The organism is Streptomyces sp. BK340, from assembly GCF_007827595.1.
In the GTDB taxonomy this organism is placed as follows: domain Bacteria; phylum Actinomycetota; class Actinomycetes; order Streptomycetales; family Streptomycetaceae; genus Streptomyces.
In genome coordinates, this window is record NZ_VISR01000008.1 from 103,647 (window position 1) to 117,407 (window position 13,761).

General features: G+C 70.9%; 8 protein-coding genes. 4 read left to right on the plus strand and 4 right to left on the minus strand.

The features are described 5' to 3' along the window. Positions 1 to 22: 22 nt before the first annotated feature. Entirely contained in the window at positions 23 to 1,231 is a 1,209-nt protein-coding gene (locus tag FB157_RS17210) for a pyridoxal phosphate-dependent aminotransferase (protein ID WP_145880625.1), read from the minus strand. Positions 1,232 to 1,311: 80 nt separating this feature from the next. Here FB157_RS17210 and FB157_RS17215 point away from each other — a divergent pair, with 80 nt between their 5' ends. Then, positions 1,312 to 1,938 (plus strand): helix-turn-helix domain-containing protein, encoded by a 627-nt coding sequence (locus FB157_RS17215; RefSeq protein ID WP_145880626.1) that lies wholly within the window; start codon positions 1,312 to 1,314, stop codon positions 1,936 to 1,938. A gap of 402 nt (positions 1,939 to 2,340) precedes the next feature. On the opposite strand, the gene FB157_RS17220 is transcribed toward FB157_RS17215, so the two are convergent. From FB157_RS17220 to FB157_RS17230, 3 genes are read right to left on the minus strand one after another with little or no spacing between them, the layout of a single operon-like run. After that, entirely contained in the window at positions 2,341 to 3,141 is an 801-nt protein-coding gene (locus FB157_RS17220) for a hypothetical protein (protein ID WP_145880628.1), read from the minus strand. Then, on the minus strand, positions 3,141 to 4,406 hold the full coding sequence (locus FB157_RS17225; RefSeq protein WP_145880631.1) for a VWA domain-containing protein: 1,266 nt from the start codon (positions 4,404 to 4,406) through the stop codon (positions 3,141 to 3,143). The genes FB157_RS17220 and FB157_RS17225 overlap by 1 nt, the downstream gene beginning before the upstream one ends. A 9-nt stretch (positions 4,407 to 4,415) precedes the next feature. Then, entirely contained in the window at positions 4,416 to 5,930 is a 1,515-nt protein-coding gene (locus FB157_RS17230) for an IucA/IucC family protein (protein ID WP_145880633.1), read from the minus strand. 306 nt (positions 5,931 to 6,236) lie between these two features. On the opposite strand from FB157_RS17230, the gene FB157_RS17235 reads away from it, so the two are divergent. From FB157_RS17235 to FB157_RS17245, 3 genes are read left to right on the plus strand one after another with little or no spacing between them, the layout of a single operon-like run. Next, positions 6,237 to 7,673 carry a lipase/acyltransferase domain-containing protein gene (locus tag FB157_RS17235; RefSeq protein ID WP_145880635.1) on the plus strand — a complete coding sequence of 479 codons (1,437 nt, stop codon included), beginning with the start codon at positions 6,237 to 6,239 and terminating at the stop codon, positions 7,671 to 7,673. Next, positions 7,670 to 12,889, plus strand: a complete 5,220-nt coding sequence (locus FB157_RS17240; RefSeq protein ID WP_145880636.1) for a tetratricopeptide repeat protein — start codon at positions 7,670 to 7,672, stop codon at positions 12,887 to 12,889. Before FB157_RS17235 ends, FB157_RS17240 begins: the two co-directional genes overlap by 4 nt. Next, the gene (locus FB157_RS17245; RefSeq protein WP_145880638.1) at positions 12,886 to 13,686 is read left to right on the plus strand and encodes a hypothetical protein; all 801 of its coding nucleotides are present in this window, start codon (positions 12,886 to 12,888) and stop codon (positions 13,684 to 13,686) included. Before FB157_RS17240 ends, FB157_RS17245 begins: the two co-directional genes overlap by 4 nt. Positions 13,687 to 13,761: the final 75 nt, after the last annotated feature.

Below are 13,761 nucleotides of genomic sequence, written 5' to 3' on the forward strand. Positions count from 1 at the left end.
CCCGGCACGGAAGCGCAAGCCGTCACTGTCGGTAGCCGCTCAGGAACCTTCCGATCCGCCCGATCGCCGCCTCCAGGTCCTCCGCGTGGGGGAGGGTCAGGATGCGGAAGTGATCGGGGCTCGGCCAGTTGAAGCCGGTGCCCTGGACCACCTGGATCTTCTCCCGCAGCAGCAGGTCCAGGACGAACCTCTCGTCGTCGTGGATCTTGTGGACCTTCGGGTCCAGGCGCGGGAAGGCGTACAGCGCGCCCTTCGGCTTCACGCAGGAGACGCCCGGGATCTCGTTGAGCCTCTCCCAGGCCACGTTCCGCTGCTCGTACAACCTCCCGCCCGGGGCGGCGAGTTCGCGGATGGACTGGCGGCCGCCGAGTGCGGCCTGGATGGCGTACTGGGCGGGGGCGTTGGCGCACAGACGCATGGAGGCCAGCATGGTCAGGCCCTCCAGATAGTCCTTCGCGTGCTGCCTGGGGCCCGTCACCACCAGCCAGCCGGAGCGGAAGCCCGCCACCCGGTACGTCTTCGACAGGCCGCAGAAGGTCAGGACGACCAGGTCGGGGGCGAGGGCCGCGGCCGAGTGGTGGACGGCGTCGTCGTAGAGGATCTGGTCGTAGATCTCGTCGGCGAAGACCATCAGGCCGTGCCGGCGGGCCAGGTCGAGGATGCCTTCCACGACCTCCTTGGGGTACACCGCGCCCGTCGGGTTGTTCGGGTTGATGATGACCACGGCCTTGGTGCGGTCGGTGATCTTCGACGCCATGTCGGCCAGGTCCGGGTTCCAGTCGGCCTGCTCGTCGCACAGGTAGTGGACCGCCTTGCCGCCCGCCAGGGTCGTCACCGCCGTCCAGAGCGGGAAGTCCGGTGCCGGGATGAGGATCTCGTCGCCGTCCTCGACCAGCGCCTGTACGGCCATGGACACCAGTTCCGAGACGCCGTTGCCGAGGAACACGTCGTCGACGCCGACCTCCAGGCCCAGGGTCTGGTAGCGCTGGGCGACCGCCCGGCGGGCCGAGAGGATGCCGCGCGAGTCGGTGTAGCCGTGCGCCTGGGGCAGCATGCGGATCATGTCCTGGAGGATCTCCTCCGGCGCCTCGAAGCCGAACGCCGCGGGGTTGCCGGTGTTCAGGCGCAGCACGCTGTGGCCCGCCTCCTCCAGCGCGTTGGCGTGCTCTATCACCGGGCCGCGGATCTCGTAACAGACCTCGCTGAGCTTGTTCGACTGCCGGAACTCCATGCGCCCCTCCGGAAACTCGTGTTGCTTGGTTTTACCAAGTAGGAGCTTGGAAAGTCCAACAACCCGTCTAGACTCGCCGCATGTCTCCTCGCCGAAGCTACGACCAGTACTGCTCCGCAGCCCGCGCACTCGACCTCGTCGGCGACCGCTGGACCCTGCTGATCGTCCGGGAACTGCTCGCCGGCCCCCGCCGCTACACGGACCTGCACGCGGACCTGCCCGGCGTGAGCACGGACGTACTCGCCTCACGGCTGAAGGACATGGAACGCGACGGGCTCACCACCCGACGGCGACTGCCGCCGCCGGGAGCGGCCTACGTGTACGAACTCACCTCCCGTGGAGAGCAGTTGCTGCCGGTGCTGCAGGCGCTCGGGGAGTGGGGGCAGGCCGAACTGGGCGAGCGCCGGCCGACGGACGCGGTGCGCGCCCACTGGTTCGCGCTGCCCCTGCTGCGGGCCCTCGAAGGGGAGGGGCTCGTGGAAGTCCGGCTGGACGAGGGGGACTTTCATCTGCGCGTCGGCGCCGAGGAGGGGCCGGTGTACGGCGACGGTCCCGCGCCCCGCGAGGCGGACGCGCGGCTCCGGCTGGACACCGAGACCTGCACGGCCGTGGCCGGCGGGGAGTTGGCGCTGCTGGACGCCGTCCGGGCCGGGCGGGTCACGGTGACCGGAGAGGGCACGCTCGCGAAGGCGCTGCGGGAGGCGTGAGGCGGGGAGGCCAGCTCGGGGCGTGCGCAGTGGTCCGCGGAGCCGGCAGTCCGCTGCACTCTCCGGCTGCGCGCCGGGCGGCGGAGGGGCGGGTGGAAGACGTGCGGCTTCGGGCTGGACGTGAGACCTGTGCGGCTGCCGGTGGGGAGCCGGGGTCGCGGGAGGCTGTCCGGGCCGGGGTACTGGTCGGCCTGGGCCGGAGCCGGTCGCCTGCGGCGCTCAGGCGGTCCGCGGTGCTTCGGCCGGGCGGTGGCGGGCCGGGCGGCGGAAGGCGTGGATCGTGCCGCCGCCCCGGAGCACGGCTCTTCGGGCGGCTCTTCGGTCGAGCGAGTCGGGTGGGCGGTCGGGAGAAGCTGAAGGCCCGCCGACCGGCGGGCCTTCAGCCGTTGCGCCTATGTCACCTCAGGCACTCGGCGGCACCCGGGACGGTCGGCCCGAGCCGCGCGTGAGCGTGTATCCCCCGATGCCCGCGAGCGCGGCGAGCAGCCCGCCCACCGCGGTCCACACCCAGCGGTCGGACCACCAGCCGGAGGACCAGCCGTCGTCGGGTTCGAGGCTCGACAGCACCGCTGCCTTCGAGTCGTCCTTCTCCGCCCGGGACTTGACGGCCACGCCCGGCACGAGCGGCTCGGCCAGTGAACCGTCCACGGCCGCCGCGCCGCCGATGTCCTTGGAGTCGACGCGCACCTCGGCGCTCACCGGCTGACCCAGGTCGGAGGCCGCGAGGTTCACCACGGTGAGCCGGACGTAGTACGTGCCCGGCAGCGGGTCGTTGGCCCACGGCTCGGACCAGGCACGCACCGTGCGCAGCACGCAGGCCAGCTGGACCGAGGACGCGCCCTGCTCGGCGGTACGGGTCGCCGCACCGTACTGGCAGGACTGGCGCCGCCGCAGACCGTCGTACACGTCGATCTGCCAGCTCTGCGCCCCGTGCGTCCGGGGCAGCTTCACGGTCGCCCTGACGGTCGGGCGCTGCCCGGCGTCCGCGGGGAACGACCAGTACAGGTAGTCGCCGGTGGAAGCGGACGCGGTGGCCTGCTGCCCCTGCTCGATCTCGGTCGCCGTACGGAACGACGTGCCCGCCTGGGTGGGTGCCTTGCCGTCGTCCGTGGCGCTCGGCGACGGGGAGGAGTCGGCGGCCGCAGGCCCGGCGGCCAGCCCGAGCGCCAGCAGCGCGGCGCCCAGTACTCGCGTGATACGCATCAGTTCGTCCTCCAGACCGCGACCCGCCAGCGCGACAGCCAGCCCCACAGCAGACCGGCCAGGAAGCCGGCCAGTACCAGCGCGCCGAGCAGCCACCAGCCGCGCCCGAGGCCGAAGGAGGCCACGTCGCTCGCCTTGCTCGGACCGTCCACGACGTCGACGGTCAGCTCCAGCGGCAGACCCGGGGAGGTCTTGACGCCCGCGGCGGCCGAGAAGGAGTTGGTGACCTGGAGGCACACGGTCTCGGCGGTGGCGGTGTCATCGTCGTCGCTCTCCGGCCTCGGATAGCGCAGACCGGTCGAGATCACGTCCGTACGGCCGGTGCCCGCGGCCTCACCGCGTACGATCTCCCGGTCGTGCACGGTCACCGCCCGCAGCAGCACCCCGTAGTTCGGGTCGACGGCCCGGTCGTCCGCCACGCTCACCGAGGCGCGCAGCTCCTGGCCGGGGTTGACGTCCACCTTGTACCAGCGCTGCTGGCCGAACTCCGCACGGTCCGTGTACAGCCCGGACTTGAGCGACGGCGCCTTCGCGCACTCGTTCGCACCCTCGGTCGCCACCGGCGTCACCACCGGATCGGCGGCACGGTCGACCAACTGCCCGACACGGTCGCTGAGTTCTTCCTTGTGCCGCACGTCGGTGTACGTGCCGCCCGTCGCGTCCGCGATGCAGCTGAGCTGTTCGCGGGTCTTGGCGTCCGGCACCAGGCCGAGGGTGTCGATGGTCAGCCCGATGCCCTTGGCGGCGATCTCGCGGGCCACCTCGCACGGGTCGAGCGGCTGGCAGGTGTCCTCGCCGTCGCTGATCAGGACGATACGGCGGGTGCCGTCACCGCCGTCGAGGTCGGCGGCCGCCTTCTGCAGCGCCGGGCCGATCGGTGTCCACCCGGTCGGCGCCAGCGTGGCCACCGCGGTCTTCGCCTCGGTCCGGTTCAGCGGGCCGACCGGGTAGAGCTGCTCGGTGTCCTTGCAGCCCGTTATGCGGTCGTTGCCGCGGTAGTTGGCGCCCAGCGTGCGGATGCCGAGCTGGACCTCCTCGGGCGTCGCGTCGAGCACCTCGTTGAACGCCTGCTTCGCGGCGGCCATCCGGGAGCCGCCGTCGATGTCCCGCGTCCGCATGGAACCGCTGACGTCCAGTACGAGTTCGACCTTCGGAGCGGCTTGTTCCGTCTCGTCGGCCACAGCCGTGGACGGGACCGCGAGCCCGGCCGTCAGGGCGGCGAGCAGAGCGCAGACGCCCGCCGCCAGCCGTTGTCTTCTGATCATCGGCGGATCTTATTGATCAGAGGCGCCGGGCTCCAAAACGAGCGGGTTCGGCAGCGAGGTCCACTGGTCGCCCGGGGTGTCAGGGGACAGCCGCATCAGTGTCAACGCCTTCGTGGGCAACGGGCCTTCGCGCAGGGCCGCCAGGTCGGGGGTGCGGGGCAGGTCCGGCAGGGCGGCCGCCAGGGCCGTGGCCAGGGCGCGCCCCGAGCCGGCCGTGCCGGCCAGCGCGCCCGCCACCAGCGAGCCGAACAGCTTGCGGCGCAGGGTCGTCACATCGTCCGTGATCAGCCGGCCCGTCAGTGGCGGCGCGGCGATACCGTGACCGGCCAGCCGGGCCGGGCTGATACGGATGTCGGCGAGGTCGCGGTAGACGAGACGGAGCGGCGAGTTGTCCGCTGCGAGCACCACGAGCAGATTCTGCCCGTGGGCCTCCAGCGCCACCCCCAGGTCCAGCAGCCGCAGGCCGACCGTGAGGGCCAGGCGGGCGAACCCGGCCAGCCAGGCCGGGGAGTCCGGAAGGCCGGTGGTGGGCAGCGCCGCCACCGGCAGCACCCGCTCGCCCGGACCCGCGTACACCTCCGGCGACTCCCGCAGCAGCGCGGCCAGATCGGGCGAGTGGGCCGTCGCCGCGCCGAGGGTGCGCGTCACGTGCAGCAGCCCGTCCGTGCGCGCGGCCAGATCCGTCGCGAAGGCCGACAGGGCCGCGGACGCCCCGACGGAGTACGTGGAGATGTCCCGCACCGAGGAGGTCAGCCGGGCGCTCAGCGCGGTCTTCACATGCGGACCGCCGGGCAGCGCGAGCGTGCGCAGGGACATCAGCGGATGCGCGGGACGCCACGGGTCGTACGACCGCTTCAGCACATGGGCCGCCTGCCAGGGGTGCACCGGCAGCAACACGCGCTCCGGGTCCCGCAGTTCCTCCGGCCAGTCCCCGGACACCAGGCACTCGGCGGCCGGTACGGCGACCGTGCCGAGGCCGACCACCGGCCGGTGCTCCGGACCGTACGCCAGCTGGTCGGCCACCGAGAAACCCGGCCGGGAACGGCAGTTGGGATGGAACGGATGCCCGTCCACCACCCGCTGCTCCCACTCCCAGTCCCGCTCGGGCCACTCCTTCGAGCGATCGGCCCCTGCCCGGGAGAGCGCGAGCGAGGCCACACTGTGCCCGAGCTCCACCGCGAAGCCCGCCGCGTGCGGCACCGCGAGGTCGCTCATCAGGCGCGCCGGATCGTCGTACCGCTCCCGGTCCAGCCGGACAGCGGTGACGTACCCGCCGGTCGCGTACGGGTCCGCGTGCGGGCCGTGCAGGGTCCGCCCGTCGGCCAGCCGCAGAGCAAGGCTGTGCACCCCCCGGATCCGCCCGGTGACCCACGGCAGCGGCTCATGGGCGAGCCCCCGCCACAGCCGCGTCAGCACCGCCGCGCGGGCACCCGGCAGCTCGGCCCGGTACCGAGGCAGCAGGCCGGGCCGGACGACGCCCAGCTCCTCGGCGACGTCGGCCTCGGCGGTGGGGGAGTGGTACACGGGGGCTCCTCGGGTACGGGCAGCTCAGGGCACGATTGTCAGGGACGGCATTCATACTGGTCGCTCGGGCCCCGGACGAAGGAACAGCCGCACGGACACCAGCCGCCCGGTGTCCGGCGCCGACGGCGGTGCGCCGGCACGAGCGATCTGCGAACGCCTGCGTCCGGGGGCGATTTGTGCGATTGGCCGGACGTCGGGCTCGCCGGTCTGATACTCAGGGAGGCCGGGGGCGTGGCCATTGCCCCGGGCACAGGCCGCAGGCCGGGCGGACCCTGCGACGAGCGGCGGGACCTTTCAGGGGGAGCAGTGCGGCGTGAGCCGGTCGAGGACTTAGCAGTCGTTGTCCCGGGGATCACGGGCAGCCGTCTGGCGGTGGACGGCAAGGAGGTGTGGGGCCCCTCTCCGGGAGCGCTCCGGCGGGGAATCACCACGTTCCTCGGCTCCGTCAAGGACCTTCGGCTCCCGACGGACATCGGCGACGGACACCCCGGCGACGGGGTCGCCCCCACCGGGCTCGCCCCTTCCCTGCACGCGATTCCCGGCGTACGCCCGCTCGTCGACGGCTACGGCGACCTGCTCGGCTGGCTGGAACGCACCTTCACACTGCGCCGCGCGCTGCCCGGCGACCGGCCGGACGCACCCGTGAACCTGGTCGAGTTCGCCTACGACTGGCGCCTGTCCTGCCGCTACAACGCGCGCCTGCTGGCCGCCCGGGTCGACGAGGCGCTCGGGCGCTGGCGGGCCACCGCCCCGCACCGGGCGGAGGCGAAGGTGCGTCTCATCTGCCACTCCATGGGCGGACTGGTGGGCCGCTACTGGGTGGAGTGCCTGGGCGGCGCGGAGGTCACCCGACAGCTCATCACCCTGGGCACCCCGCACCGCGGTTCGATCGGCGCACTGGAGTCCCTGGTCAACGGGCACCGCATCGGCCTGGGCCCGCTGGCCGCGGACCTGACCGCCTTCAGCCGCAGCCTGCCCTCCGTCCATCAGCTCACACCGGCCTACGCCTGCATCGAGAGTCCCGAGGGCCTCCGCTATCCCAGGGAGCTGACCACCGCACTCGAAGGAGTCGACCGGAATCTGCTCACGGACGCCTGCTGCTTCCACGAGGAGATCCGGACCGCCGCCCTCGAGCGCGTACGACGGGGCGGCTCGGACCGGCTCTGCCTCCCGGTCGTCGGTGTCCGCCAGCCCACACCCACCACGGCCGCCGTGCAGGACGGCCGGTTGCGGCTCATCGAGACGATCAAGGGCAAGGACGAGGGCGGCGACGGAAGGGTGCCGCGATTCGCCGCCTACCCCGCCGAACTCACCCTCGACGACAACGCGACCGTCCGCTCCTCCTTCGCCAACCACGGCGCGATCAAAGGCCACGCCAGAGTCCGCGATGACCTGTACGACTGGCTCGCCCCCGCCCCGGCCGTGTACCGGGGATCGCTGCCCGCCTATCCGCTCAGCGTCCGTGTCCCCGAATACCTGGCCTCGGGCGAGCCCCTGCGCGTGGAGGCCGAGGCCGCCACCACCCGGGAGGGAGCGGACGCGCTCGCCGTCCGGGCCACCGCCACCGCCGAGGACGGCACGGTTGTCGCGACCCGCACCCTGCGCAACCTCGGCGGCGGCCGGTACGAGGGTGCCTTCGGCGGCCTCGGCCCGGGCGCCTACACGGTCTCCCTGCACGCTTCACTCGACGACGCGGGCACGGCGGTGACCGCGCTGACCCTGATCCTCGAAGGCGACGTATGAGCGACCAGACCGCGGCCCCGGAAGACCTGGCCGGTACCGATACGCAGGACCCCGCCCACCACGGTGCGGACGCCGAGGGCACGTTCCTGGCGGTCGTCTTCGACTCCTACCAGGACCCGGCCTTCCGACCGCTCCCCGGCGCGGTCGAACAGGTCGACGAGCTGGCCGCCGCCATGGCCCGGTTCGGCTACCGCGGGACCATCCTGAAGAACCCCGGACAGGGCAGCCTGGTCGACGCGCTCAACCAGTGGTCCGACACCTGGTCGGAACGCGGCGGCAACGGCCCGGCCGTCGTCGCCTGGTCCGGGCACGCCGAGATCGACAACGTACGGGACCTTCAGCTCGTCACCCATGCCACCCGCAGGGGCCTCGGCAACCGGGACAGGTTCTACTCCCCGGAGAACCTCGCGAGCCAGGCCCTGACGAGCCGCGCCGACCAGGTCCTGATCCTCCTCGACACCTGCCACTCCGGCGCCGGCGCCCTCCCCGCCCTCGACCATGCGCTCAGCGCCTGGGAGGACCGCAGCCTGCCCGAACCCCGCACCGCTTGGATCGGCGTGCTCGCAGCCTGTCAGGCCCACGAGAAGGCCGCCGGGGCTCGGGGGCTGCTCCTGGAAATGGTGCTAAGGCTGCTGAAGGACGGTCCGTACCGTTCCACCGGCACCCATGGCCAGGAGCGGCGGGGCGGCCGCTACCGCCATGAGTGGAGCGTGCGCAACGAAGGCATCACCGGGGAGACGCTCGCGCTCGCCGTGCTGGAGGACTGGCCCGACAGCGGCCAGCTCCCCGTGCGGGCCTCCGCCGGCCGTCCTGCTCCGATCTTCCGCAACCCGCTCTGGCTCCCCGAGTCCGTCGAACGCGAAGCTCTCGTCGAACACCTGGTGCTCGCCGCCAGGGGCATCGACCCGACCGAGGAGGGCTGGTTCTTCACCGGCCGCCGACGCGCGCTGCGGGAGATCACCGACTGGCTCGCCACCGGGGCGGCGGGGATGTTCCTGCTGACCGGGAGCGCCGGGGTCGGGAAGTCCGCTGTCGCGGGCCGCATCGCGGCTCTCTCGGACCCGAGTGAGCGCGCCGCTCTGATGGCGCATGCCCCTCTCACGGAGGATGACCCGGATCCCGGCGAGCGCAGCGTGGACGCGGCCGTTCACCTGCGTGGCATGGGCGTACAGGATCTCGCCCACGCCCTGGCCTACCGACTGGGCCTGCCCGAGCCGAAGACCCCCGCTGACCTGATCGCCCACGTCGAACGCTCGAAGACCCCTCCCGGGCGGTGCCACGTTCTGGTCCTCGACGGCCTCGACGAGGCATCCCCGGGCCAGGCCGCTTCCATCGCCGAGCAACTCCTCGTCCCCCTCAGCCGCCTGTGCACCGTACTTCTCGCCTCCCGCGACCGTCCCTTTCAACCACACCAGGAACCGGGCGATCCGCTGGAGGCCGCCCTCACACGTACTGTCCGCATCCTCGACCTGGACCAGGATCACGACACCACCGTTGACATCACCGACTACGTGCGGCACCGCCTCCGGGCCGACGGCATCGCGGAGCAGACCGCCGACGACATCGCGCCCGTCCTGGCCGAACGGGCCGGCACCGCCGGCGGCGGGTTCCTCTTCGCCCGTATCGTCGCCTCCCACCTCGCCCGCACCCTCGCCGACGATCCCGACCGGCCCTGGCGAGACTTGGTCCCCGCCGGTATCACCGACGCACTCGCCCGCGACCTCGCCACCGCCCACACCAGGGTCCGCGACGGCCATGAGCTTCCCGACGCCGCCACGGACCTGCTCACGGCCCTTGCCTGGGCCGCCGGCAATGGCATGCCCGCGCATGGCGTCTGGCAGACGGCAGCGCAGGCTGTCGGTAACCGCGACACGGCGTATGGGCCGGAGGACATCGACTGGCTTCTCCAGCACTACGGGCGCTACATCGTCGAGGACAGTGACGGGCATCAGGCCGTTTATCGGCTCTACCACCGTGAGCTCATCAGCTACCTGCGTGGCGCGGCAGGTGTTGGGCACGCTGATGCGGTTGCTCTCGCGATCGTGCGCGCCCTTGTCGGTCTCAGCCTTGGTCAGACTGCGAACGGTGCCAGCCCGGAACTGGCCAACCTCTATCTGCGACGGCATCTGCCCGATCATGCCCTTGCCGCGGGCGGACCCGGCGTCACCGCCTTGCGGCCGCTTGTCGAGGCCAACCGGGATGCCTATCTCCCCGGCCTGGCCGGTGCGTTGAACAACCTGGCCATCCGGTTGTCGGAGGTGGGGAGGCGTCAGGAGGCTCTGGCCCCGGCGGAAGAGGCGGTCGGTATCTATCGCGCGCTTGCTGAGTCCAATTCCGAGACTTATCTCCCGTACCTGGCCAGCGCGTTGAACACCCTCGCCAACCGATTGTCGGAGGTGGGGCGGCGTCAGGAGGCTCTGGCCCCGGCCGAAGAAGCTGCCGGCACCTATCGCGTGCTTGCTGAGGCCGAACCCGCTGCCTACCGGCCTGACCTGGCCGGCGCGTTGAACACCCTCGCCAATCGGATGTCGGAGGTGGGGCGGCGTCAGGAGGCTCTGGCCCTGGCAGAAGAAGCTGCCGGCATCAATCGTGTGCTTGCTGAGGCCAATCCCGATGCTTATCTCCCTGACCTGGCCGGCGTATTGAACAACCTTGCCATCGGGTTGTCGCAGGTGGGGCGGCGTCAGGAGGCTCTGGCCCTGGCGGAAGAAGCTGTCAGGCTGCGTCGTGTGCTTGCCGAGGCCAATCCCGATGCTTATCTCGCTGACTTGGCCGGTGCGTTGAACAATCTTGCCATCGGGTTGTCGGAGGTGGGGAGGCGTCAGGAGGCTCTGGCTCCGGCCGAGGAGTCTGCTGGGATCTACCGCGTGCTTGCCGAGGCCGTTCCCGATGTCTATCTCCCCGACCTTGCCGGCGCGTTGAGCACTCTCGCCATCCGGTTGTCGGAGGTGGGGCGGCGTCAGGAGGCTCTGGCTCCAGCTGAGGAATCCGTCAGGCTGCGTCGCGTGCTCGCCGAGATCAACCAAGAAGCCAACCTCCCCGACCTGGCGATGGCGGTGAACAACCTCGCCAACCGGTTGTCGGAGGTGGGGCGGCGTCAGGAGGCTCTGGCCCTGGCGGAAGAAGCTGTCAGGCTGCGTCGTGTGCTTGCCGAGACCATTCCCGATGCCTATCTCCCTGACTTGGCCGGTGCGTTGAACAACCTGGCCATCCGGTTGTCGGAGGTGGGGAGGCGTCAGGAGGCTCTGGCTCCGGCGGAAGAGGCGGTCGGCATCTATCGTGTGCTTGCTGAGGCCATTCCCGATGCTTATCTCCCCGATCTGACCAGTGCGTTGAACACCCTTGCCGTCGGGTTGTCGGAGGTGGGGCGGCGTCAGGAGGCTCTGGTCCTGGCCGAGGAAGCTGCTGGGATCTGTCGCGTGCTTGCTGAGTCCAATTCCGAGGCTTATCTCCCGTACCTGGCCAACGTGTTGAACACCCTCGCCAACCGGCTGTCGGAGGTGGGGTGGCGTCAGGAGGCTCTGGCCCCGGTGGAGGAGGCGGTCGGCATCTATCGTGTGCTTGCTGAGGCCAATTCCGATGCTTATCTACCTGACTTGGCCGGTGCGTTGAACAACCTGGCCATCCGGTTGTCGGAGGTGGGGAGGCGTCAGGAGGTCCTGGCCCCGGTGGAGGAGGCGGTCGGCATCTATCGTGTGCTTGCTGAGGCCAATTCCGATGCTTATCTACCTGACTTGGCCGGTGCGTTGAACAACCTGGCCATCCGGTTGTCGGAGGTGGGGAGGCGTCAGGAGGTCCTGGCCCCGGTGGAGGAGGCGGTCGGCATCTATCGTGTGCTTGCTGAGGCCAATTCCGATGCTTATCTCCCGTACCTGGCCAACGTGTTGAACAACCTTGCCGTCGGGTCGTGGGAGGTGGGGAGGCGTCAGGAGGCTCTGGCCCTGGCCGAGGAAGCTGCTGGTATCAGTCGCGTGCTCGCTGAGGCCAATCCCGATCCTCATCTCCCTGACCTGGTCATCGCACTGAACAACCTCGCCAACCGGCTGTCGGAGACGGGACGGCTCCAGGATGCCCTTCAGCGTTACGAGGAGATCATCGCCGAGTGGTCCGGTCCGCCGCAGGCTGCAACAGAACTCGCCTACCATCGGGCCCTGTTCCTTCTGAGGAACGGCGAGACGGGCGACGGCACCGAGGCGCTGTGCGGCCTACTCGCCCCGGACATCGTCACCAACGACGAAATGGTCTTCCGAATCCACCAGAGTCTGCGGGACGCCGCCGCATCCGATCCTGAAGTGCGTGAAAGCGTCGCACGGCTGTACGCGGACCGGAGTGTCGTCTTCGAGTCGCCGTCCTGGCTGGAACTCACGGAACAAGCCCTCCGGTTGACCGCAGACTGGCTCAACACGAGGACATGGGCCGAGTCACGGGACTTCGTCACCACGCACCCTGCCCTGCTCGACGCCGACTCCCGTGCCGCCATGCGGGAGTGGTCGCTGTTGGGCGGACCCGCTGACTTCCACATCGAAATGCTGGAGCAGCTGCTGTCCGGCGTTCCGGTGGACACGGTGTACCGGCCACTCGTGCTGCCAGAGATCCTGACCGCCTGGATTCGGACGACCACCGACGACGAGGGCTGGTCGGCCTCAGCGGCGTACCTGGCCGACCACGCAGCCGACCTGCTCGCCCCCGACGCGGATGCGGCGCTGGCCGTCATGGGCGAGAACCTTGAGGGCGCGGACCAAGTGGTCGCCGTCCATCGGGCCATCGCTGCGATGGCCGCAGTCGACGGCATCGACGACGCCTACCGGCTCCTGGAAGACCGACAAGCCCTGCACACCCGTGTCCAGAAGGCCTTGGCAGCCGCAGACGGACCGGCGCTCGGCTGGCTCGCGCTCATCGAGGACGGTGTGTACGACGATCCATGGGCAGCCGCGGTGCACTGGCTGGCAGCCCAGGCCCTCGACGACAGCCCCGACGCCGACGGCAGGTCGGGTGCCCCTATCGCAGCCGTCCGAGCGGCGGTGCAGGTCACCGATTCCGCACCCGCGCACGTCCTGAGCGCCGCGGCACACGTAAAGACCCCCGACGCGGACGAACGCAACCGAGCAGTGGCCGAACTCGCAGCCCTGATGGCCGCGCGCCCCACCCGGGCCGCCCCGCTCGGCGAAATCCTCCAGGCGGTGGTCGCCCCACCGCTTCGGGCGCCCGAGGAGTGACCGGACCACAGCCGACGGGCGTCCTGATGCTGTCCGCGGTCGCCGCCCGGCTCGGCGGCCCGGACACCGGCGAGGAGCAGCGGCAGGTCGACCGCGTCATCCGTGAGGCCCGCTACCGCGACGGGCTGACCCTGCGCACCGCCCAGGCTGTACAGGGCGAGGACATCCTCGGCCACTTGCTGGACCACGAGCCGACGGTGCTGCACTTCTCCGGGCACGCGAGTGACACCGGCCTGCGCGTCCTGACCTCGGACGGCGGCGACGCACCCCTGGTCACCCAAGGACTGGGCGACCTCCTGGCCGCTGCAGGCAAGAAGGTGCGGCTCGTCGTGCTCAACGCCTGCGGCACCGATCTCATCGCCCAGGACCTGGCCGAGGTCACCGGCTGCGCGATCGGCTACCCCGCGAAGGTGAGCGACCGCATGGCCATCACCTTCGCCACCCAGTTCTACCGCTGCGTGGGCGCAGGCATCCCCGTGGGCCCCGCCCACGAGGCCGCACGGGCGGTGATCCGGATGTACGGGGCCGACGAGAACGAACTACCGATCCTTCGCCACAGCCCTGCGGTGAACATGGACGCCCTTCACCTCCTGCACCCCGCCTTCCTCCCGCCCCCACCCGCACAGGGGCGAATTCCCGACGCCACCGCCTTCCTCGCGCGCGGCGCCGGGACCAAGCGCTACACCCTCCTGGCCACCGGCACGACGGACTCCGAGACAAATCTGCGAGCCGAACTCGCCGGCAGAGACATGAACGTTCAGTGGATCCAGCTGGAGGAAACCACCGAGCGCGGATAGCCCGCCCCGGTATCGGCCGGCTGGAGGCTCCTCGGGTACGGACAGCTCAGGGCACGATGGTCGGGGAAGCCATTC